At 41.0% G+C, this 23,495-nt stretch carries 23 protein-coding genes; 9 read left to right on the top strand and 14 right to left on the bottom strand.

Annotated features, from left to right (window positions below; genetic code table 11):
• Positions 1-2,703 (bottom strand): pyruvate dehydrogenase (acetyl-transferring), homodimeric type, encoded by a 2,703-nt coding sequence (gene aceE / locus GFH30_RS00635; RefSeq protein ID WP_153370192.1) that lies wholly within the window; start codon positions 2,701-2,703, stop codon positions 1-3.
• A 328-nt stretch (positions 2,704-3,031) separates the two neighbouring features.
• Positions 3,032-3,715, bottom strand: coding sequence for a M23 family metallopeptidase (locus GFH30_RS00630; RefSeq protein ID WP_153370190.1), 684 nt, complete (start codon positions 3,713-3,715; stop codon positions 3,032-3,034).
• Between the two features lie 105 nt (positions 3,716-3,820).
• On the opposite strand from GFH30_RS00630, the gene GFH30_RS00625 reads away from it, so the two are divergent.
• Complete coding sequence (locus GFH30_RS00625) at positions 3,821-4,261, top strand: DciA family protein (protein WP_153370189.1); 441 nt, start codon at positions 3,821-3,823, stop codon at positions 4,259-4,261.
• A 98-nt stretch (positions 4,262-4,359) separates the two neighbouring features.
• Here GFH30_RS00625 and lpxC read toward each other — a convergent pair whose 3' ends face one another.
• The 8 genes from lpxC to gshB form a co-directional block, all read right to left on the bottom strand.
• Positions 4,360-5,262, bottom strand: a complete 903-nt coding sequence (gene lpxC / locus GFH30_RS00620; protein WP_153370187.1) for a UDP-3-O-acyl-N-acetylglucosamine deacetylase — start codon at positions 5,260-5,262, stop codon at positions 4,360-4,362.
• Between the two features lie 125 nt (positions 5,263-5,387).
• On the bottom strand, positions 5,388-6,581 hold the full coding sequence (gene ftsZ, locus GFH30_RS00615) for a cell division protein FtsZ (protein ID WP_153370185.1): 1,194 nt from the start codon (positions 6,579-6,581) through the stop codon (positions 5,388-5,390).
• 161 nt (positions 6,582-6,742) lie between these two features.
• Positions 6,743-8,005: a cell division protein FtsA gene (gene ftsA / locus GFH30_RS00610; protein WP_153370183.1), complete on the bottom strand. Its 1,263-nt coding sequence runs from the start codon at positions 8,003-8,005 to the stop codon at positions 6,743-6,745.
• Between the two features lie 66 nt (positions 8,006-8,071).
• Positions 8,072-8,926, bottom strand: a complete 855-nt coding sequence (locus GFH30_RS00605) for a cell division protein FtsQ/DivIB (RefSeq protein ID WP_153370181.1) — start codon at positions 8,924-8,926, stop codon at positions 8,072-8,074.
• Positions 8,927-8,929: 3 nt separating this feature from the next.
• Entirely contained in the window at positions 8,930-9,859 is a 930-nt protein-coding gene (locus tag GFH30_RS00600; protein WP_153370179.1) for a D-alanine--D-alanine ligase, read from the bottom strand.
• Positions 9,860-9,915: 56 nt separating this feature from the next.
• Complete coding sequence (gene murC, locus GFH30_RS00595) at positions 9,916-11,364, bottom strand: UDP-N-acetylmuramate--L-alanine ligase (protein ID WP_153370177.1); 1,449 nt, start codon at positions 11,362-11,364, stop codon at positions 9,916-9,918.
• Positions 11,365-11,376: 12 nt separating this feature from the next.
• Positions 11,377-12,474 carry an undecaprenyldiphospho-muramoylpentapeptide beta-N-acetylglucosaminyltransferase gene (gene murG / locus GFH30_RS00590; protein WP_153370175.1) on the bottom strand — a complete coding sequence of 366 codons (1,098 nt, stop codon included), beginning with the start codon at positions 12,472-12,474 and terminating at the stop codon, positions 11,377-11,379.
• 276 nt (positions 12,475-12,750) lie between these two features.
• A complete protein-coding gene (gshB, locus tag GFH30_RS00585) occupies positions 12,751-13,701 on the bottom strand; it encodes a glutathione synthase (protein WP_153370173.1) in 951 nt (316 codons plus the stop codon).
• Between the two features lie 116 nt (positions 13,702-13,817).
• Between gshB and GFH30_RS00580 the strand changes: the two genes are divergently transcribed.
• The gene (locus tag GFH30_RS00580; protein WP_153373314.1) at positions 13,818-14,048 is read left to right on the top strand and encodes a DUF3565 domain-containing protein; all 231 of its coding nucleotides are present in this window, start codon (positions 13,818-13,820) and stop codon (positions 14,046-14,048) included.
• Between the two features lie 291 nt (positions 14,049-14,339).
• Positions 14,340-14,549: a cold-shock protein gene (locus GFH30_RS00575; RefSeq protein WP_153370171.1), complete on the top strand. Its 210-nt coding sequence runs from the start codon at positions 14,340-14,342 to the stop codon at positions 14,547-14,549.
• A gap of 75 nt (positions 14,550-14,624) precedes the next feature.
• On the opposite strand, the gene GFH30_RS00570 is transcribed toward GFH30_RS00575, so the two are convergent.
• Positions 14,625-14,990 (bottom strand): hypothetical protein, encoded by a 366-nt coding sequence (locus GFH30_RS00570; RefSeq protein WP_153370169.1) that lies wholly within the window; start codon positions 14,988-14,990, stop codon positions 14,625-14,627.
• Between the two features lie 323 nt (positions 14,991-15,313).
• Between GFH30_RS00570 and GFH30_RS00565 the strand changes: the two genes are divergently transcribed.
• Both GFH30_RS00565 and GFH30_RS00560 read left to right on the top strand, forming a co-directional pair.
• The gene (locus tag GFH30_RS00565; RefSeq protein ID WP_153370167.1) at positions 15,314-15,925 is read left to right on the top strand and encodes an NAD(P)-dependent oxidoreductase; all 612 of its coding nucleotides are present in this window, start codon (positions 15,314-15,316) and stop codon (positions 15,923-15,925) included.
• 193 nt (positions 15,926-16,118) lie between these two features.
• Positions 16,119-17,105 carry a fatty acid desaturase family protein gene (locus GFH30_RS00560; protein WP_153370165.1) on the top strand — a complete coding sequence of 329 codons (987 nt, stop codon included), beginning with the start codon at positions 16,119-16,121 and terminating at the stop codon, positions 17,103-17,105.
• An 84-nt stretch (positions 17,106-17,189) separates the two neighbouring features.
• On the opposite strand, the gene GFH30_RS00555 is transcribed toward GFH30_RS00560, so the two are convergent.
• Together GFH30_RS00555 and pyrE are read right to left on the bottom strand one after the other, a co-directional pair.
• On the bottom strand, positions 17,190-18,029 hold the full coding sequence (locus tag GFH30_RS00555) for a hypothetical protein (RefSeq protein WP_153370163.1): 840 nt from the start codon (positions 18,027-18,029) through the stop codon (positions 17,190-17,192).
• A gap of 71 nt (positions 18,030-18,100) precedes the next feature.
• The gene (gene pyrE, locus GFH30_RS00550; RefSeq protein WP_153370162.1) at positions 18,101-18,751 is read right to left on the bottom strand and encodes an orotate phosphoribosyltransferase; all 651 of its coding nucleotides are present in this window, start codon (positions 18,749-18,751) and stop codon (positions 18,101-18,103) included.
• A gap of 40 nt (positions 18,752-18,791) precedes the next feature.
• On the opposite strand from pyrE, the gene GFH30_RS00545 reads away from it, so the two are divergent.
• Positions 18,792-19,610: an exodeoxyribonuclease III gene (locus GFH30_RS00545; protein WP_153370159.1), complete on the top strand. Its 819-nt coding sequence runs from the start codon at positions 18,792-18,794 to the stop codon at positions 19,608-19,610.
• Positions 19,611-20,081: 471 nt separating this feature from the next.
• Complete coding sequence (locus tag GFH30_RS00540) at positions 20,082-20,432, top strand: Spx/MgsR family RNA polymerase-binding regulatory protein (RefSeq protein ID WP_153370157.1); 351 nt, start codon at positions 20,082-20,084, stop codon at positions 20,430-20,432.
• A 75-nt stretch (positions 20,433-20,507) separates the two neighbouring features.
• Here the strand turns inward: GFH30_RS00540 and GFH30_RS00535 are convergent, their stop codons facing one another.
• Complete coding sequence (locus tag GFH30_RS00535) at positions 20,508-20,945, bottom strand: DUF2147 domain-containing protein (RefSeq protein ID WP_153370155.1); 438 nt, start codon at positions 20,943-20,945, stop codon at positions 20,508-20,510.
• 158 nt (positions 20,946-21,103) lie between these two features.
• Here GFH30_RS00535 and GFH30_RS00530 point away from each other — a divergent pair, with 158 nt between their 5' ends.
• Positions 21,104-22,015 carry an alpha/beta hydrolase gene (locus GFH30_RS00530; RefSeq protein WP_153370153.1) on the top strand — a complete coding sequence of 304 codons (912 nt, stop codon included), beginning with the start codon at positions 21,104-21,106 and terminating at the stop codon, positions 22,013-22,015.
• Positions 22,016-22,265: 250 nt separating this feature from the next.
• Positions 22,266-23,477, top strand: coding sequence for a GGDEF domain-containing protein (locus GFH30_RS00525; protein WP_153370151.1), 1,212 nt, complete (start codon positions 22,266-22,268; stop codon positions 23,475-23,477).
• Positions 23,478-23,495: the final 18 nt, after the last annotated feature.

The following is a 23,495-nucleotide window of genomic DNA, read 5'->3' as shown; positions in this document are numbered from 1 at the left end:
TTATTTCTCCTCTTTATAGTCAGCAACAGGAAGTACTGATGGCGTTGCTTGTGGCAACCATGCCACTGGACGATCAGTATCTAATTCAAAGCTTGAAATCGCATCTCTAACCAAACGTGCATCGACTTCGCCTTCATCAGCCAATTTCTTCAATGTTGCAACCACAATATGTGCTGCATCGACACCGAAGTAACTACGTAAGTTGCCGCGCGTATCAGAACGACCGTAACCGTCTGTACCTAAAGCGACAAATGGGCGATTGTTTGGAAGATACGCGCGAATTTGTTCGCTATAAGCGCGCATATGATCGGTTGCCGAAACCACAATACCATTTGTGCCGCGAAGCTGTTTCGATACCCATGCTTCTTTGGCATCTTCATTCATTGGATGTAGACGGTTATATTCTTCACATGCCATACCATCACGTGCAAGTTCGTTGAAGCTGGTCACACTCCATACATTTGAATGAATTTGATATTCATCACGTAGAATTTGTGATGCTTTAATCACTTCACGCAGAATGACACCTGAACCCATCAATTGAACAGTGGCTTTCTGATCTTCTGCCAGTAAGTACATACCACGCTTAATGCCTTCCTCAGCGCCTTTAGGCATTTCAGGATGCTCGTAGTTTTCATTCATGACGGTTAAGTAGTAGAACACGCGCTCTTGATTGACATACATACGTTGTAGGCCATCATGCACGATCACTGCCAACTCGTAACCAAAGCAAGGATCATAAGACACACAGTTTGGAATAGTATTGGCAAGAATATGTGAATGACCGTCTTGGTGCTGCAAACCTTCACCGTTCAGTGTCGTACGACCTGCAGTTGCACCCAACAAGAAACCTTGTGCTTGTGCATCGCCTGCTGCCCATGCAATGTCACCAATACGTTGGAAACCAAACATTGAGTAGTACATGTACATCGGAATCATTGGCAAATTATTGGTTGAATAACTGGTTGCCAACGCCGCCCAAGCACTCATCGCACCGGCTTCGTTAATGCCTTCTTGTAGCATATGACCGTCTTTTGCTTCACGGTAATGCATCAATTGTTCTTGGTCTTCAGGGGTATATTTTTGACCGTGTGCAGCATAAATACCCAATTGACGGAACATACCTTCCAAACCAAAGGTACGAGCTTCATCAGGTACGATTGGCACAACGCGATCTTTAATCGCTTTTTCTTTCAATAATGCTGAAATCAAACGCACCATAATCATAGTGGTTGACTGCTCTTTACCATTTGAACCTGCCAAGACTGAATCAAAGACAGATAATGCAGGAATAGCCAGCTGTTCGCTTTCACGACGACGTGCAGGTAAATAACCACCTAACGCTTCACGACGTGCCTTCATATATTTCAATTCAGGAGAATTTTCGCTTGGACGATAGAATGGTACTTCTTCCAATTGCTCATCGGTAAATGGAAGATTGAAACGATCACGCACATATTTCAAAGAATTGATTTGCATCTTTTTAATTTGATGCGTTTTGTTGACTGCTTCAATTTCTTCAGATAAACCATAGCCTTTGACCGTTTTCGCTAAGATAACGGTTGGCTGACCTTTGGCATTACATGCTTCAGCATAAGCTGCAAAGACTTTATACGGGTCATGACCACCACGATTAAGATTATCAATATCTTCATCGCTTAAGTCTTTAACGAGTTCTGCCGCTTCTGGATATTTACCAAAGAATTTCTCACGCGCATAAGCACCGCCCTTCACTTGGAAGCGCTGGAAGTCACCATCGACTGCTTCTTCCATAATAGCTTTCAATGCACCTGATTTATCTTTATCAAGCAGTGGATCCCAATGACGACCCCAAACCACTTTAATCACACGCCAGCCCGCACCACGGAATAATGATTCAAGCTCTTGAATAATTTTGCCGTTACCGCGTACAGGACCATCTAAACGTTGTAAATTACAGTTCACCACCCAAATGAGGTTGTCGAGCTTTTCACGACCCGCCAGTGAAATTGCACCCGTACTTTCTGGCTCATCCATCTCACCATCGCCAAGATAAGCCCAGACTTTACGATTTTCTTCTTTAATTAAGCCACGATTCATCAAATATTTTTGAATGTGCGCTTGGTAAATCGACATAATTGGTCCCAACCCCATGGATACGGTTGGGAACTGCCAGTAGTCCGGCATTAAATATGGATGCGGATAAGACGGCAAACCTTTACCCGCCACTTCACGACGGAAGTTACTCAAATGTTCTTCAGTTAAGCGACCTTCCAAGAATGAACGTGCATAAATACCCGGTGCACAGTGACCTTGATAATAAATCATGTCACCACCAAAGCTTTCGCTATTAGCACGGAAGAAGTGGTTAAAACCGACATCATAAAGCGTCGCAGAAGATGCGAAACTTGCTAAGTGACCACCTAAGTCATCACCGGTTTTATTGGCACGCAGTACCATAGCCAAAGCATTCCAACGAATCAGCGCACGAATACGACGCTCCATATCTTGGTCGCCCGGCATGGCAGGTTGTTCTTCAACAGAAATGGTATTGAGATAAGGAGTATTTAGACGCTGAATGGGAACATGCTTAGCAATGGCTTGTTGATAAAGCTTTTCGAGTAAAAATGCAGCACGATCTGTCCCCATATGTTGCAAAACCGAATCAAACGCTTCCTGCCATTCTTGGGTTTCTTGCGCGTCGGTATCACCATAAAACGCCATAATTCACCTGTATCTAATGCCTAATATTATGGGATATATATGTATCACATTTTAGGCAATTGCAGTTATGGCTACAAATGAATAGGAGATAGGACTAATATTCAGCAAATAAATGGCGATTGACCATTTTTCATACATTTTTACAAAATAATGCTAATTTTGATTATTTATTGTGCAAAGTTACAGTTATAGAGACTAATATTAAAACAAAGAAGCGACCGATGATTCAATTTTCTTGATTTAACAAGCTTTGAACCTTTCGATCGCTTATGTAATTTTTTGAGACTTTCTATTTAAAATCGTAACAGCTGCACCTCATATTTAATTTTTAAGGCAACATAGCTAAATAGGTAGATGGATTCTTACGTTGACCATCTTTTACTACTTCGTAATGCAAGTGAGGGCCTGTGCAACGACCTGTACAACCGACATTGGCAATATGCTCACCTGCTTTCACTCGATCACCTACTTTCGCAATGAGACGTGAAGCATGCGCATAACGTGTTAAATAGCCATTACCGTGGTTGATTTCAACATATTGACCATAACCTGTGCCCCAACCTGACTTGGTGACAATGCCCGGTCCTGTTGCATAAATGGGTGTTCCACTTGGTGCAGACATATCTAAACCAGAATGGTTTTCTGCGCGTCCGCCCATGGTACGACCACCAAAGTCAGAACTCACACGTTTTAAGTCGGGTAAAGGATGAGTCACTAACCATGAATATGGACTGCTAGATGCATTGGATAATTTTGACTTGCCATATTTTTGTGCAATGGTCTTATTATTGAGTTCAACTGGTTTTTCACGTAGCTGAACATTGAGTTTGGTTTCAGCTGGAATATCAATATCATCAGGATGGGTATATGCACCCTGTGCCAATGTACGCGTTAGTTGCTCAATACGATCTGTTGAAGCATTTTCCTGATCTAGTTCCACTAAATCTGCGAACGCCACGGATGCCGCTGACGCTGCAAAAGAGAATGCTAACAAAATACGTCGCATATGCATAAAAACCTCACTAAACTGTTTTAATCGAGTCCCTTGGTGATCTCTTCCTTGATATCTACTGAAAGGAGCGCATAAGATTAAGACATAATCATGGAGTAACAATGTATGTCCGAACCTGTCAACGTCTTCCAACAAACAAGAAAACACATAAAAACAGGAAACTTTTCGTTTCTCTCTACACAAGTGACTGCATGGCAGAAACTTACAAAACACATCCAACAACTATTGCCCCAGCCGGAACAATGGCAAGTGGTCTGCTATCAAAATGGTGTGTTAACGATTACTGGTGAAAATCAAGCGATGATTTCTCAACTGGCTTATCTTCAAAAGCAATACATCTCACAACTCTCTCAAATACATGAATTAAAGGATCTTACTAAACTACAGGTTTGTTTACGACCTTCACCGAAAACTGCCCCACCTTTAGGAAAACCCGAAAGAGAATTAAGCTCAGAAACCCAAGAATTGCTTCGTGGTGCTGCTGACTTTATAAGCGACCCTAAGCTTAGCCAAGCTATGCTACGTTTGGCAAGCAATAAAAAATAACATCCTTATACATTCGAGTAAATTGTTACAATCTAAATTGTGACACAGATCACGTAATAAAATATTACATGAGCATCATCTATCTCAAACACAAGGAGTTAGACGATTTCCACATAGGGAATTGGACAGTGTTTTATGTCATCAAATGTTACAATTTCATAAGCATCTGGGTCATTTTTCACATTGCGCAGTAGCTGATTATTCAAAGCATGACCTGATTTATAACCGTCAAATTTGCCAATAATTTGATGTCCGAGTAAATATAAATCCCCCACGGCATCTAAAATTTTATGACGTACAAATTCGTCCGAGAAGCGAAGACCTTCTTCATTGACCACCCCAGAATCATCCACCCCAATGGCATTTTCTAAGCTGGCACCAAGTGCCAAATTATTGGCTTTGAGATAATCTAAATCTTTCATAAAGCCAAAAGTACGTGCTTCACTGACTTCATAAACAAATGTTTCTGTTGAAAAATCAATGGTGGCCGATTGGAATTCTTTTTTAAAGGCAGGATGATCAAAATCAATGGTGAAGTTCAGCTGAAAACCTTCATGCGGCGTAAAAATGGCACGCTTATCATCAATGAGAGCTTCGACAGGTTTTTTAATTTTAATGAATTTTTTTGGTGCATCGAGCTCTTTTAAGCCACCTTGCATCAGTAAATAAATGAATGGACCCGCACTCCCGTCCATAATCGGTACTTCAGAAGCTGAGACTTCAATAATTAAATTATCAATGCCAAGTCCTGCAATTGCACTCATCACATGTTCAACTGTGCCAACTTTGGCATTATCTTGAACGAGATTTGAGCACATGAAGGCTTCTTGAATGAGCATGGCATTGGCAGGAATATCAACAGGTGGATCTAAATCGATACGTCGAAATACAATTCCCCCATCGGCATGGTGCGGCACAAAGTTCATTAAGACTTTTTGCCCACTGTGTAAACCGATTCCGCTCGCTTTCACGACGCGTTGCAGGGTACGTTGTTTCAACATTCGTTTGCCATCATTCACCAATAAAACCGCTATACGTTAGCATATTTAGCCATTGATAAAAAACAAAAAGGTGGCTTATACGCCACCTTTTCTGTTGCCACAATGTTAACACATTATGTTACATATTACTTACGCTGTTGATTTTTAAGATAATCTTGAATACTCATTGGCGTAGGACGCGGACTTGCAACTGAAGCAGGTGTGCTACTTGCAGCAGTTGAATTCTCAGCATGTTGGCGTTGAATTGCAGGTACATCGTCATCTTCAACCGCAGCTTGAGCGCCTGTACTTGGACGCGATGCTTGCACATTGCCACGTGGTTTTGCATCTAATGAATCTGCTGAATTACGCGTTAAACCTGTTGCAATCACAGTTACACTGATTTCATCGCGCGCGTCTGGATCAAAGACCGTACCGTAGAACACCTGACCTTCGTCAAGGTCGACAATTTGGTTCACAACATCGGTGATTTCTTCGATTTCACCGAAAGTTACGTCATCACCACCGGTCACATTAATCAAAATACCTTTGGCATTCATAATGGTGACATTATCAAGCAATGGACTGCGAATCGCTTGCTCCGCTGCTTGACGTGCACGGTTTTCACCACGACCTGAACCCACACCCATCATGGCATAACCGCGTGTGCTCATTGCAGTTTTCAAATCGGCGAAGTCAAGGTTGATGTGACCTGGACGAACCACAAGATCAAAGATACTACGTACAGCATTTAGCAATACATCATCTGCTTTCTTGTAAGCATCTTTCATTGAAATGTCACGGAACACTTTCAACAAACGTTGGTTCGGAATAATAATTAAAGAATCAACGTGTTGCTCAAGGGCTTCAATGCCTTTTTCAGCAGATTGCAGACGACGTTTACCTTCGAAGTTAAATGGTGTTGTTACTACACCTACTGTCAAGATACCCATCTCTTTAGCAATTTCAGCAACAACAGGTGCAGCACCGGTACCTGTACCACCGCCCATCCCTGCGGTCACGAAGACCATATCCGTACCTTCTAACTGCTGACGGATAAATTCGCGGCTTTCTTCAGCTGCTGCTTGACCCACTTGTGGATTTGCACCCGCGCCTAAGCCACGTGTACATTCTTCACCAAGCTGGATTTTAAATTCAGATTCCATGCGGTCAAGGGCTTGCTTGTCTGTATTTGCACAAACAAATTTCACGCCTTTAATGTCTGACTGCAACATATGTTGCACCGCATTACCACCCGCACCACCTACACCGAAAACAGTGAAACGGGCTTGACCATTGCTATCGCTCTGATCATCTTCAAAAAATTCAAATGAGGCCATGACCTTTAAAATTCCTAATTCATAATTGGCAGTCACTTAAGCCCGTATACTGCCTTGATCTTAAATAAAAATTGTTTTTAAGAATGCTGCTCAACAGATGTATTGTCAAGTCAAAGCATTCTTGAGTACAACTTCTCAACAATATTCACAAGAATTGTTGACTAAAAAATAGATTTTAATGTGTCATTAAAACCTGACCATGCGCGTTTCACGCGTTGTGCAAGCGATAAGCGCTCATCATCTTCAGGTTCAACCATGGTATCTTGCGTATCACTTTGGCTAAACATCAACAAACCCGCTGCTGTGGCATACTGTGAACGACGTAATGCAGCAAGATGCGGCTCTTCGGCAGTGACCTGTAAAGGTGGATTACCTAAATGTGCTGAGACGCCTAAACTACGGCGCACATAACTCACCATCCCTTCAATATGGCTTGCATCACCTGTCAATACCACACCATGATACAAACCGTTCATTGCACCATTGCTTTCTAATTCTTCACGCACCAAACCTAAAATTTCGCTATAGCGCGCAATAATAATTTCAGTCAATTCAATTCGACTAATGGTTTGTGGTCCATCAATACCTTGGAATTGAATCATATGATCTGGCTTCACGACTTTCAGATCGACACAACCATAATGCAATTTAATACGTTCTGCTTCTTCCGTTGTGGTTTGTAGCACCGCTGCGATATCACGCGTCACATGCTCACCACCACGTTGGAAGGTCTTGGTCAATGCCAAACGCCCTTCCACATAGACCGCGACATTGGTTGTGCCTGCGCCAATATCCACCAAGCATACGCCATATTCTTTTTCGTCTTTCAGCAAACTGGCTTCAGCAGTCGCAAGCGATGACACCACCATGCGCTCCACACCAATATTCGCCCCTTTTAGCGCGCGATCAATGTTTTGCATGGTGCTGATTGGCAGCATCATTAAATGATAATGCCCGGTCATGCTATGTGCTGACATCCGAATTGGATTGAGCACCCATTCTGGTGAATCATCCAATTCAAAGCCTAAAGGCACAGCACTTACCAAATAATGATCTGAGGTCAAATGACTGGCTTTTGCCAATTCTAAAGCACGAACCACTTCGCTGGTGGTAATGGTTTGCTCCGTATTCGCAATCGGGGTACGTCCTGAAGCATAGAAGCTTTTAAGTTCAGCAGTCGGAATCGAAATCCATGCAGAGTGTACGCGACATTCCGCCATATCTTCGGCTTCTTGAACAGCATTTTTAATTGCGGTAATAACTTTATCGAGACTTACAATTTTCCCTTTATTCATGCCTCGGTTACGAGCGGTTGCCATACCAATCACTTGGATATTGTCAGGTGCATGTACCTTACCAATCAAAACTGAAACTTTGTGCGTCCCAATGTCAATCGCAACAACCGAGGGAACAGCTTCATTCATTATCTACTACTACCATTACGTGTGTTTAGGTTGTGGCTTAATGCCTCTAATTTTTAAAGCCGATCATTATGGCTTTACTGCTACTTTATTCTCAACGCCAGTGTCATCAATCGTTACAATAAAATGACCATTTACAATTTTAGGTGGTATCGAATTCTTCCATTGAATTGCGAGTCCATTTCGATAACGCAGATCAATTGATGAAATTTTAGACCAAACAGGCTTTAAGTCGCTATAGGAAAGATGACTTAAGCGCTGCAATTTACTCATGGTTTGATCCTGATCAACAATCACGCGTAAACCTGAATCAAACTGCATAAACCATGTCATGCGTTCGGTTAAATACAGTTCTTTTAGACGAATACCTTGCGGCAAAAACAACTGATTAATTTCGTTATAGCGACGCATCATGGTCTTCGCATGCGTCGCAGGACCATGCAGCAAAGGCAATTCTTGATTATTTTTGGGTGTGACTTCAGAGAAAATTTGTCCGCTATCACTGAGTAAACGCCCTGTTCCCCAACGTGCAATGGCTTGATGCGGCATGACCCGGACACGAATTGCATTTGGCCAAGCGCGTGAAACCACCACTCGATCCACCCATGACAGTTCTAAGGCTTTATCACGAATGGCTTTTAAATCTGAGGTGAAGTAGTTTTTGGTCATGATAGGTGCAACGTGTTGCTGCAACACCTGTTGCTCTTTTTGGGAGCGAGAACCAACCACATCGAGCTGTGCAACATGGGTATCAGTCATGACTTTATAAAAACCAAAAATACCAAATGCCAGCACCACTAACGCAACACAAAAAAGCAGCCAACCCCCAAAATTGGTCAGCTTATCTTTACGTGTTGGCGGCTTGTCGTGAATTGAAGTAATCGCAGCACGTTTACGACGCATGGATGCAGGGAGTTGAGCCATAATTTAGTGAGTCGCACCCGTTAAGGTCTGTTCAAGAATTGCAACGCACAATTCATCAAAACTATAACCAATTGCTGCAGCAGCTTTAGGCACCAATGAATGACTGGTCATTCCCGGAACAGTATTGACTTCTAGTAACCAGAAGTTGCCTTGCTCATCTTGCATGGCATCAATACGCCCCCAACCACTTGCACCGACTGCTTGGAAAGCACGTAGGCAAAGCGCTTGCAGCTGTTTTTCTTCTTCAGCGGTTAAGCCCGCTGGAATACCATACTGAACATCATTACGGTTATATTTAGCTTCGTAATCGTAGAATGCAACATCTTCAGGCGGTTGTAGACGAATAACAGGAAGTGCCTCGCCATTTAAAATAACGACTGTAAACTCACGCCCCGTGATCCATTTTTCAGCCATGACGACCGCATCATGCACTGTTGCTTTCGCAATTGCTTCAGCAAAGTCTTCCATTTTTTCGACTTTGCTCATACCAATACTTGAGCCTTCGTGTACTGGCTTAATAATAAATGGCAGACCGATTGAATCAACTACATCTTGCAAATTCGAGTCTTTGGTAACAATACGATAAGGCGCTGTCGGTAATTCTGAACCTTGCCATACTTGTTTGGTTTTGACTTTATCCATACCAATGGCAGAGCCTTGAACACCTGTACCGGTATATGGCAACTCTAGCCATTCAAGTGCACCTTGGATTTGACCATCTTCACCGCCACGACCATGCAATACGATAAAGGCACGGTCATAGCCAACCAGCTCAGTAATACTGCGTTCTTGCGGATCGAATGCCTCCGCGTTGACGCCTGAACGTAGCAATGCCTCAAGTACGGCCGTACCACTGTCTAGAGAAACCCCTCGCTCTGCAGATTTACCACCAAGCAACACGGCAACTTTTCCGAATTTTGAAGCATTTGACACGTTTATATCCTTAAACTTTTTTAAATCTGGTCAATCAATTCAATCACACGAGGTGACTACTTTACATAAAGATGATGTTGCGCAAGTTCGATTGAAATTGCACCCACATTACCCGCGCCTTGTGTTAATAACAAGTCATTTGCTTGTAGCACATTTTGCATGACGTTACTCAAATTACCTTCGACTGGATCAATCAAAATCGGATCCACTTGACCACGCAAACGAATACTACGCGCCAATGAACGGCTATCCGCACCAACGATTGGTTTTTCACCCGCAGGATACACTTCTAGCAGTAATAATTGATCAACTTGAGACAAAACATCGACGAAGTCATCGAAGCAGTCACGGGTACGGCTAAAACGATGCGGCTGGAACATCATGACTAAACGGCGGTCTGGATGGCTTTGACGCGCAGCTTTAATGGTCGCTTCCACTTCTTTTGGATGGTGACCATAGTCGTCCACGAGTTTTACATCGCCGCCTTCTACGTCAAACTGACCTTGAACTTGGAAACGACGACCAACACCGCTAAAGCCTTCTAATGCACGGCAAATCGCAGCATCAGAGACACCTTCATCAGTGGCAATTCCAATCGCAGCCAATGAGTTCAGGATGTTATGTGCACCCGGCATATTAATGGTGACACGTAATGGCTCACGATCTTTGCGTAGTACCGTGAAGTGTGAACGCATACCATCTTGTTCAACATCGACTGCACGGATGTCGTTGTCTTCGTTGAAACCATAGGTAATCACTGGACGACCAATACGCGGCATAATCTCGCGAATATTGGCATCATCCCCACACATCACTGCCAAACCATAGAATGGAAGTTTTTGTAGGAACTGCACGAAAGTATCTTTGAGAACATCAAAGCTACCGCCATAGGTATCCATGTGGTCTGCATCAATATTGGTGACAATGGTTGCCATCGGTTGCAAATGCAAGAATGAAGCATCTGACTCATCAGCTTCAGCCACAATATAACGACTCGCACCAAGCGCAGCATTGACACCTGTACGATTCAATAAACCGCCAATCACATAGGTTGGATCAAGGTTTTCCTCTGCCAACATACAGGTGACTAAACTGGTGGTTGTGGTTTTACCATGTGTCCCTGCAACCGCAATACCATGACGGTAACGCATTAATTCACCGAGCATTTCTGCACGGCGCACCACAGGTGTACGTGTTTCAATCGCGGCTTTAATTTCTGGGTTTTCTTTGTCAATTGCAGTTGAAACAACAATGACATTTGCGCCTTGAATATTTTCAGGTGCATGTCCGATATACACTTGAATGCCATTTTCTTCAAGCTGAGCCGTGGTTTTTGACGCTTTGATGTCTGAACCTGAGACTTTGTAGCCTTGGTTTTTCAACACTTCTGCAATACCACACATGCCTGCACCACCAATCCCAATAAAATGGATGTGTTTGATACGGCGCATTTCTGGCACTTTAATGAGTTTCTTTGCTTGGTCAGCGGGTGTTGATGGAGACATAATTTACTCGGTTTACAATTCTTGAATTAAACGAACCACATGTTGGGTGGCATTGGGTTGCGCCTGTTGACGTGCCTTCACTGCCATTTCTTGTAATAGCTGACGGTTCAACATCGGTTCTAACAAGGCTTTTAAACTATCTGGTGTCATCGAAGCTTGCGGGCAGATTTTTGCAGCACCCACATTGGCTAAGAACTTAGCATTGGCTGTTTGATGATCATCAACTGCACTTGGTAACGGTACAAAAATCGCTGCAACACCTGCCGTTGCAATTTCAGTCACAGTTAACGCACCTGCACGGCAAATCACTAAATCTGCGTCGCTATACGCTTTTGCCATATCTTCAATAAACGGCTGCACTTCAACCTTTAAATGTTCGGGTGCATTGTCATAACGTGCACGTGTACTTTCTGCATGCTTCTGACCCGATTGATGATAGACATTGAGTGGCACATTCAATTGTTTCAATGCTTCCGGTACACATTCATTTAATGCTTGTGCACCAAGCGAACCACCCACAATAAACACACGTAATGGCTCAGCGGCTTTTTCCCGCTCTTGATAACGCCAAGACGGATTTAAAATATCGGTAATTTCTTTACGCACAGGATTCCCTGTGGTCACTATTTTATCGTTTGCAGGGAATGTATTTGGAAATGCCTGACACACGGTTTTTGCTACACGTGACAATTGTGTATTGGTAAAACCTGCCACCGCATTTTGCTCGTGAATAATCACGGGAATACCCAAAATGCGCGCTGCCAAGCCACCCGGTCCTGCCACATAGCCACCGAAACCTGCCACAGCGTCAACATTTAGCTGTTTCATATATTTCATAGCACTAAAAGTGGCTTTTAAAATTTTAAAAGGCGCGAGTAATTTACGCAGTAGACCATTGCCACGTACGCCTTGAATATCAATTTGGTAAATTGGAATATTATGATTTTTTAATAGACGGTTTTCCATACCGACAGGCGTCGCCAGCCAAGAGACGGTAATGCCTTGTTGCTGTAATTCTTTGGCTACGGCGAGGGCTGGAAATACGTGTCCACCGGTACCTGCGGCCATCATCATGACATGTTTAGGCTGTTTCTGTTGAGCGTCGGTCACGGTCTAATTCTTCAATTCAAAAATGGAAAAGGAAATTCTGATTTAAGCTTGCAATTGTAATCACAAACGCATAGTCATGAAAGTTTATTTACTTTTTTTCACTCAGCGTTTCATTGTTTTTTTCATACGAATTTCGAGTTTAAACTAGATTTATTATTAATCCATAATATTTCACTACAATTTATCATGATTGAGGTATGTTTCTCATTTTTGTGAAGACGATACATATACTTTTTGGTCAAAAAGCCTCTGAATGAGACTTTTTGACCAATGTCGTTAAATGGACTGTTTTAAGCCCGCTTCAAGCACATCAAATAAATCATCGGCAATGGATGTACCGAATTGATTGTCAATTTCTCGAATACAGGTTGGACTGGTCACATTAATTTCAGTGACATATTCGCCAATGACATCAAGCCCGACAAAAACTAAACCTTTTTCACGTAAAAATGGACCCACTTTTGCTGCAATCGCCTTATCATTTTCAGTGAGAGGACGTGCTTCACCGCGACCACCCGCAGCCAAATTGCCGCGTGTTTCACCATTTTGTGGAATTCGCGCCAAACAATACGGTACAGGTTCGCCGTTAATCATCAAGATTCGTTTATCGCCATCGACAATTTCAGGGATATAACGTTGCGCCATAATCGGTTGTTGACCCATTTCGGTGAGCATTTCTAACGTTGAACCGATATTGGCACCCTCTGCGGTTAAGCGGAAAATACCCATACCGCCCATACCATCAAGTGGTTTTACAATCACATCGCCATGTTCTTGAATGAATTCACGAATCAGTGAATCTTGAGATGTCACTAAAGTCGGCACTTGTAGTTCAGGGAATTGAGTCGCAAAGAGTTTTTCATTGCAGTCACGTAGGCTTTGCGGTTTGTTAATAATCCACGCCCCTTCGCGCTCAGCTTGTTCCAAAATATAGGTGGTGTAGACAAAGTTCATATCGAACGGTGGGTCTTTACGCATCAACACCACGTCATAGGCAGCAATCGATTCTTTTTGTTTTTCGCCAAGTTCATAGTAATGGTTATAATCTTCGAAAACGTTGAGTGACGAGATCAAACCAAAGGCTTTGCCTTGATCAATATACAAATCTTGCTGTAATGCATAACCCAACTCATGCCCACGACGTGCTGCTGCCCAAAGCATCGCCATCGATGAATCTTTTTTTAGGTTTACATTTTCGATGGGATCCATCACAACAAGTACGCGCATGTCTCTTCGCTCTTTTAAAATGAAATTTGGCAATGAGTATAGCCGAGATTATTCTTTTGGTTATTCAGATTTTGCATGAGTATGTATGTATTCTTGTGATGAGAGATAAAGCCCCTATGCAACAAGCCATTGTCGATTTCGCCCAAGACCATGAACAAGATTGGTATGCTATTTTGAGCTGTGGCCATACGCAACATGTGCGACATAATCCACCGTGGCAAAATCGTCCTTGGGTTTTAACCCAAACCAGCCGATCTGAAAAATTAGGTATGTCTTTGGCATGTAAAAAGTGTGATCAAGATTTAGATCTGCCTACGACCAAGCTCATAGATGACCGAAATGCTTAAATAAAACTTAACAATGATCGCTAAGCCATTAAAATCGCGAAAATAATTTTAATAATGTCTTTATTTGTAATAAATATGATTTAAATCGAGCAAAATACTCAAGATGGTGTACAATACAATTAACTAGAAAAAAGTGTTAAAGTGTTGTTCAGTTAAACTTCTTTAAAGTACCGCAGTTTTATTTATAATCCTCCGTTTTTTCAGATCTTTATTTCAATTCTTGTTGTTTTTTCAAGTTACCCATAGCCACTTCCATGGCTAAAATTATTAAAATTTTTATAGGTTTAAGATATGTCTAATACAGTTACTGGCACAGTGAAATGGTTCAACGAAACTAAAGGTTTTGGCTTCATTCAACAAGATGGCGGCCCTGACGTTTTCGCTCATTTCCGTGAAATTACTGGTTCTGGCTTCAAAACTTTGGTTGAAGGCCAACAAGTTTCTTTCAGCGTTGTTGAAGGTCAAAAAGGCCCGAACGCTGTAAACATCGTTGCTCTATAATTTAGAGTTGCGTTAGAAAAAAGCACCTTCGGGTGCTTTTTTTATGTCTAAGCGTTTATCCAAACCCTTTCACACTTAATTTTGAGATAACTCATCTTCTTTATAGCGAACATGGCTTTGCTCTGGGATAAATTTCGAAATTTGAAATGCAATACATAAAAATGCGCAGAACACCCCAAATAGGCTCAATGCCAAAGCACGTTTCACTACACCATGATCGGCATAACTGGCATCAAAAGAGACGCCAAAGAACATCACAAACATGAGTGGCGTTAAAAACAACATAATGATGGTAAAGCGTGCCCAAAATCTAGCTCGGGTCAAATCGCCACATAAATCGACCAATAAGTCTCTTAAAACAGTCGTGATCACATAAGCTGTAATCCCACTTACCCCAAGTGCAATCACCACTTCAATGATAAAACGCGTTAATACATCCATAGTTATCCTATTGTGTTTATTATTTATTCAAAAATATTATACATATAAAAAATAGCAATAGGCTGCTTTCTATATTTGGGTTCATTGTGTGTAAAGAACATCGCAGCTCGCTCAAAATAAACCAAGCTTAATTTACATAAACCCAAGATCCGTAAAATATTTCGTACACACCTATTCTGATTGGCTCTCAATAGGACTATAAAAAGCTAACAGTGCAAAGCCCCAATAAGCTCTAAAGTATTTAATGAAATTTTATAAATATACTCATCCGTCCAGTATTCGCAATTGAACCTGACGAGATGAATTAGTAAATGAGGGTTATGATGAAAATTGCTTTAATTGGTGCAACAGGAATGGCAGGTTCACGTATTTTAGAGGAACTGGTTTCCCGTGGTCATTACGTCAAAGCAATTGCGCGTAATACACATAAATTAGCAGACACTGAGCGTGTTCTCACCGTCGATCTAGACTTAAATGACCAAGAAGCTTTAGTTACAGAACTGAAAGGTCAAGATGCCGTGGTCAGTTCGGTACGTTTCCAAGGTTTAAATGCCAATGGTCTTATTCAGGCAATACGTGAGTCTAAAGTAAAGCGTTATATTGTCGTGGGCGGTGCTGGAAGTTTAAATTTACCGAATCAAAATGTTCGTGTCTTAGACAGTGAAGATTTTCCTGAAGAATATAAGCTTGAAGCCGAAGCAGGTGTGCAATTTTTAGAAAGCTTGAAACAGGCGGATGATGTGGACTGGACGTTTATCTCCCCTTCTGCTGAATTTGCACCAGGTAAACGCACAGGTGAATTCCGTACAGGTAAAGATGAACTCCTAGTTGGTTCAGATGGCAGTAAAATTTCTGCCGAAGACTTTGCCGTTGCACTTGCCGATGAGTTAGAACATAACAATCATATTCAACAGCGTTTTACTGTCGGTTATTAATGAATACCCAATAAAATAGGAAGCTTTGGCTTCCTTTTTTATATACTTTAACCTCATATTTTTAGATAATTTTATGTCGTTGAAATAGACCTACAGGTTTTAGCTTTTTTGTAAATCTTTAAATTCAAGCCAATCGGTTTGCCACAGTTCTCTGCTAATCTAAACTGATAAAAGTAAATAATGGATAATAACAATGAATAGCAAAGTCAGTGTCACTGAACTGTTTAGCCGTGAGGAAATTCGCGAGCTGACCACAGCATCCGATTTACATGGCGCATGGTCTGTCGCTTCGACGTGGGCAGTGATTGGCATGACCTTTGGTACGGTTGCCTATAGTTGGCAGTATTTACCGTGGTGGGGAAAATTACTCATGTGTGCAGTGGCTTTAGCAATTTTAGCAGGTCGGCAATTGGCTTTAGCCATTTTAATGCACGATGCAGCACACCATAGTTTGTTTAAAAGTAAATGGCTGAATACGCATTTAACCGATTGGCTCTGTGCCCGCCCCATTTGGAATGATGTTGGGCATTATCGACCTTATCATTTAAAACACCATGCTCGTACTTCACAAGCAGATGATCCTGATTTAGGACTAGTCAAAAACTTTCCAATTACACCCAGCTCTTTATATCGTAAATTTTTACGTGACTTAACAGGGCAATCGGGAATTAAGTTTTTATTTGGTCGCGTGCTAATGGATTTGGAACTATTAGAATGGAGTGTCTCTAATGATCCAAAACCGATTCCAAAAGATGAGCGCAGCCATTTGGATTTGGCAAAGAACTTGGTTAAAAACAGCGCAGGAATGCTGTTGACCAATGCAGTTTTATTTTCTGCATTAAAGGCAGCAGGTCATCCGAAATTATATTTATTATGGCCTTTGGCATATATCACACCTTTCCCGTTGTTTCTTCGTATTCGAGCAATGGCAGAGCATGCAGGTTTAGAAAAGAGTACTTCTGCTTTGACCAATACGCGTACCACGCGAGCAGGATGGATTGCACGTGCTTTTGTTGCCCCGATTCATGTCAATTACCATATTGAGCATCATTTGATGGCATCTGTACCACATCAGCATTTAGCTAAGATGCATAACATGTTACGTGAACGTAATTATGTCGATTCTCCACCAAGTTATAGAGATGTGATTCGGTCTTTGGCTACTAAAGCAGCTTCGTAAAACACACCCTTCTTCCATCGAAAAAGAAGGGTTGAGCTATTCTTAGAGATGATTTGGCGTATGCTACCTCCTCGATACACTATGCTATTTATTTTTCCTTCGTATTTTTTGAATAGACTCTCTAGGTAAAACTCTTCTGTCAACCAAATCATCGGGTTGTACTTGATTTAATGCTTTACGAATAACTCTTTGCTTATCAAAATAGCTCACCTTTTCTCTTAATTCTGTTTCAGTCCACCCTCTGTTCGCTTTTTCATATTCATTTTTAAATTTAATTTGCTCTGATTTTAAATCACTTAAATTTTTATTTATCTTTTTAAATTCATCTAAATGCCTGTCATATACACTCTTTGATGTTATACGTTCCACATCCTTAAATTCAGAAAAATCTAAAATATATACATCACAAAAATTTTTCTTATTTTTATTTTGATAAGTAACAGTTACCTCAAAATTTAAATTAAAAAACATGTCTGTATTTCGCTGATCCTGTTCTATTACTTTATCCATAGTAAAAAAGTTACTGAATTTTTGTTCTGAAGGAGATAAATGATTTACTCCTCTAATCATGAAATTAGGAGTGTTGATCCGTGATAAAATCTTATCAGCCAAAAGACTGTATTTTCTAGAATTTTTATTTTTTATTTCTATTTTAATTTTGAAAGCATGCCCTAAACTCTCATTAGCAATTTTTAATCGAAACCAATTTATAGATTCAACCATATGGTCAAGTTTGACTATTATGAAGGGGTCTGTATGCACTCTCGTAATTTTTTGATTTTCAGCTAATGCTCTTTTCGCAGTCCAAGCAGCCCACGAAGCAACCGCTAATGTAAAAGCATATATAATTACAGATAGCCAATCCGTTAGAGTCGTTTGCTCAGAGATATGAGATTTTAAGAAATCTATTATTGTTTTGTCCATAAAATCATTTATAAAAATAAAGCCCTATCATGGATAGAGCTTTATTAAAAATCAATATCTTGTATTAAATTTTAGATGCCGTAATTCACACGATACGCTTCCATTTTCGCTAAAGCATCTTTATCGCCTTTGGCATCTAAATAATCCATCAAATCTTTCATGGTAATTAAAGCATGCACAGGAATTTCTAATTCTTTTTGAACTTCTTGAATGGCAGACAATTCGCCTTGACCTTTTTCTTGGCGGTCTAACGCAACCAACACACCTGCAATTTGCGCGCCTGCATTTTTCAAAATGGTGACGACTTCACGAATTGCAGTACCGGCAGTAATCACATCATCAATGATCCACACTTTTTTACCTTCAACCGCAGCACCAACAAGAACACCGCCTTCACCATGATCTTTGGCTTCTTTACGGTTAAATCCCCAAGGTACACTCATGCCATGATTTTGAGACAACGCTACAGCAGTTGCCGCAACAAATGGAATACCTTTATACGCAGGGCCAAAAATTACTTCAACGTTATCGCATTCTGTTAATTTTGCCGCATAGCCAGATGCCAAGCCAGTCAAGGCTTCGCCGTCATTCAACAAACCAGCATTGAAAAAATAAGGACTCACACGACCCGATTTTAAAGTAAACTCACCAAATTTAAGCACACCACGTGATAATGCGAGTTCGATAAAAGCTTGTGGATTAAAAGCCGCTTGCGCTGTCATGAGGTGCTCCATTTTTTTAAGTTTGAGGTTAAACCTGAGCATGATACCAAAGAGTAGCTATCCAAGTGATCAAAAAATTTTACGTGTCGTATCAATCAACGTAAATGGTCTGCGTTCCGCTGAAAAAAAAGGGATTTTTGACTGGATGGCAACTTCAGATGCCGATGTCATCTGCATGCAAGAGTCTCGTATTAACCATGAACAATGGACCGATAAATTTAAGCCTGAAGGCTGGTACACCCACCTATTCCCTGCTGAAAAGCCGGGTTATGCAGGCACTGCTATTTATAGCCGTTTACCATTTGTGTCTGTAACGGATGGTTTAGGTTTTGAACTAGCAGATTCTCAAGGTCGTTTTATCTCCGCAGAATTTGATGTAGGTTTAGAAAAAACTGCGCATATTTGCTCTCTTTACTTACCATCGGGTTCATCAGGTGATGAAGCGCAAGCACGTAAAGATCACTTCCTCGATGAATATAAGAAAATCTTAAAACAATGGCGTGATGAAGATAAATCCGTGATTGTCTGCGGTGACTACAACATTGTGCATAAACGCATTGATATTAAAAATTGGTCAGGCAATCAAAAAGCGTCAGGCTGCTTGCCACATGAGCGTGCATGGCTCGATCATATCTACGATGATTTAGGCTATGTCGATACGTTCCGTGAAGTTCGTAAAGATGCTGAAGTCTATTCATGGTGGTCAAACCGTGGGCAAGCTCGTGCAAAAAACGTCGGTTGGCGTATTGATTACCAAGCCTGCTCGCCAGATTGGAAAGCGCGCACTGTCAATGCTTGGGTCTATAAAGAAACGTGGTTTAGCGACCATGCACCGGTCATCATTGATTATAAACTTTAAGTGAAATAGCACGTTCAATAGAATGTATATATTGAGTGAACGATTGTTCACTCAATTACAGTCAATGGCTTACATCACAAGACGCATTTGTAGATTTAAATCATGCTTATATCAGCGCATTATTGGCGCACGGCACAAGGACATGTCAGGATGACACAAAAGGATTGGACGCCGTAGGATGAATACAAAAACCGACTCACGATGAATTGGTTTTTCAAGGATGTAACATTGGACGTTAAGTTGAGACCCGCATGATCAGGATGATTAAATGCGGGTTTTCTACATTTAGAACAACGCTTTTATTGTACTTATCTTTTCAATCGAACTTATTTTATCGTTCTTTTATGACAATCAAATGACTGAAAAATGCTTTCATTTTCTTTTAATTCTATACGCTGCAAAAAGCATAGTCGCAAGCTTAAAATTTCGCTAAGCTTCATACATTCATAAGTATTTTTTTAGGTTGTTGATATGCTCAAAGTGTATGGCATTAAAAACTGTAACTCGATGAAAAAAGCCTTCGATCTATTGACGGAATTGGGTCTCAGCTATGAGTTTCATGACTATAAAAAACAAAGTATTGATAGCGCGACAGTGAAGACTTGGCTAGATGCTTTAGGACAGGATATGGTACTGAATAAAAAAGGTACAACATGGCGCAAACTCAGCCCTGAAGAACAAGCACAAGCGCTTTCAAGTGAAGATGCGCTGATTGCCGCATTAACAACACATACCAGCTTAATTAAACGTCCGATTATTCAAACCACGCAAGGATTTTTGGCGGGTTTTGATGAAAACGCAATTCGCGCCATTCAAGCTTAAATCATACACATCTGTATAAAGTACATATAAAAAAGCCTGACATCTGTCAGGCTTTTTTGATGAGCTTCATGCACATTAGTTTGCACGAATCCATGTTTGGTTACGACCTAACGCTGCCACACCGATGAAGCCGCGAAGTTCGAGTTTATTGCCACCTTCAGCAACATTACCTTTAAGTTTGTATGTTTTGCCAGAGCTTGGGTCAAGAATTTGACCGTCTGCATACTGTGTTCCACCTTTATTTTTCAAACCTTTAACAATGGTTAAGCCTTTTAAAGATTTGTTGTGGAATGGACCTTCACATTTTGAACATGCTTTTTCTTCACCTGGCGTTAAGACCTGTTGAATGCTAGCAGACAATGTGCCGTTCTTTTGTTCAGTAAATTTTACAATGGCTTTGGGTTGATTGGTCTTGTCATCAATTGTTTTCCATACTGTGCCATTTAAAGGATCAGCTGCATTGGCAAATGCGGTTAAACCTAATAATCCTAAAGCGAGCGCAATTTTTTTCATTTTTGTTTATTTCCCTAAGTCTGGTGAGTAGACCAATGTAGTATTAAAAAGTCACAACAATTATTCAATTTTTGCGTGTGACTATTTAGTGTAACCTTGTAAATATTCTTGGTAAATAATCCACAATTGCAATATAAGCATAAAAAGACGGAAATAACATGAATATCAGCCCACTGACTAAACAATTAATGACTGAGCGTTTTTTAAAGACCGCTATCCGCGCTCCAAGTCGCTTTAATTTACCCCCTGCCACTGTCCGTATGGCATTGGAACAGCTATGTAAACTCTTTCCAAAGGCTGACAATATTGAGATTCGCAGCTTAAGACTGGCGGGCTTAAAAGCAGAAGAAATCAAGCCGCAGCAAGAAGCGACCCAGTTAATTTTTCATATTCATGGCGGTGCATTCTTCCTCGGCTCAATGAATACGCATCGTGCTTTTATGACCCAAATTGCAGCGCGCACCCAAATGCAAGTGTTGCATGTTGACTATCCGCTTGCACCAGAGTCCATGTATCCAGAAGCGTTAGATGCTTTATTTGATGTCTATGAAACGCTGCTAAATCAAGGCATAAAAGCCAAAGATATTATTTTATCGGGCGATTCTTGCGGTGCAAATTTAGCGCTCGCTTTGGCATTAAAAATTCAAAAACAGCAGCGTCCTCAGCCGAGTGGTTTAATTCTGCTCTCGCCTTTTTTAGATCTGACCTTAAGCAGTCCCTCTTTACGATACAACAACACACATGATGCGTTGCTATCGATCGAAACCTTAGAAGCCGGCATAGATTATTATGTACCCAAATCAATGGATCGGAGCGATCCTGAAATATCACCCTTCTTTGCCGATTTAAGCGGCTTACCTCCGATTCATATTCAAGTCGGCTCAAAAGAGATCCTACTTGATGATGCTCAGCGCTTCAAAGAAAAAGCCGAAAAAGCCAAAGTCGATGTTGAGTTCAAAATTTATACCGGTATGTGGCATAACTTCCAAATGTTCAGTGCATGGTTTAATGAAGCCAAACAAGCCTTAGCGGATTTATCCGACTTTGCTCATCGTTTAGATAAAGACTAAGTTTTATTCATCATTCAACGGCAATGTCATGGTTCATGAACATTGCCTTTTTTATGCTATGAGCCTTTTTAAAGATGTATAAATAACACCCAAAAGCAAAAAAAACACTGCCTCAATATTATTTTTAATTAGACCAAATATTAATCATTATAAAATCATTTATTTCATGTTATCTTTGTGACTATAAACAGATTTAATTTTAATAAAGATTCAAAATTCTCATAACAAACTTCAAGGCTAAAAGCATTGTATGAAGCGAATCTCGCCTATGTTTCGAGCGCTAGTGAAACAAAAAGTCGCGAAATATCTTTTTGAAGACGATGTCGTCATGAATTGGAGCGTCCTGAAAAAATGCATCCTGATCCTTGTTCTCGGCTGTGCTGTACATCTGAGTTGGTTGGCATGGGATATTTTTGTCTTATTCAGTCCCGAATATTGGCAGTTCGTCAATGTGGACATTGTTCGCTCACAATTGTTTTTAAATAGCCTGTTCTTTTTCATTTTATTATTTTTGATTTATCCCTGTTATAAATATCAAAACAATCGCAAGGTCGAAAGCTTCTTGCCTTATCTTGCGGTGGGTATCTTTGTTTTTTCACTGTGTCGTGATGCTTATATTGTGGGTGTGGTTAGCCCCGTGGCCATGATTGCTTACGTGTGCTTGGTCACTGTCGGTTTGGTCTTGTTCCACCGCAAGTTGGTCTACAGCATGCTGATTCCCGCCTCGATTTTTCTAAGCATCTGTGGTTATCTGTGTTTCATCGGTCAATTGCCTTATTCACCACTGTTTAATATTCAAAACAAGTTTTTCTACAATGGCTTTTGGTTGTTGTCGATGTTTTATTTCATCGTACCGATTTTGGCCGTTTGCATGATGTTGTTTGAAATTCTTCTGAGCCAATGGCGACATCGAGAAAAACTCATTCAGCATTTAAGTCAGATTGACCCGCTGACCAGTTTATTTAACCGACGTAGCATTAATCAGTGTTTGGACAAGTTAAATGATGCTCAAAAAAATGATTATGCTGTGGTATTACTCGATTTAGATTATTTCAAACGCATTAATGATTTCTACGGCCATCATAAGGGTGATGAAACGCTCATTAAAGTCAGTGACGTACTGAATCAACAATTACGTGAAAGTGATATTGTCGGACGTTTTGGGGGAGAGGAATTTATTTTAATTCTGAAAAACTCGAGTCTAGAGAAAGCGCAACAAGTGGCTGAACGTTGCCGTAGCGCGATTCAACAGCTTAAAATTTTAAGCGATGAAGGCGAGATCATTCACGTGACTGCCAGTTTTGGGATTGCAATCTCTAAGCCTGAGCTTCGCCCGCAACAATTGCTGAGCCAAGCCGATAAAGCCCTGTATTATGCCAAGGCATCGGGGCGAAATTTAGTCAAATGCTATACGATTGCGCTTGAGTCTAATCTGCATGCCAAACAGGTAAAAGCGATTTAATACAAAACGCATCATCTA

It is taken from the genome of Acinetobacter wanghuae (genome assembly GCF_009557235.1).
GTDB classification, from domain to species: Bacteria; Pseudomonadota; Gammaproteobacteria; order Pseudomonadales; family Moraxellaceae; genus Acinetobacter; species Acinetobacter wanghuae.
Note: the sequence above shows the minus strand (reverse complement) of the source record. Positions and strands in the feature narration are given on the sequence as shown.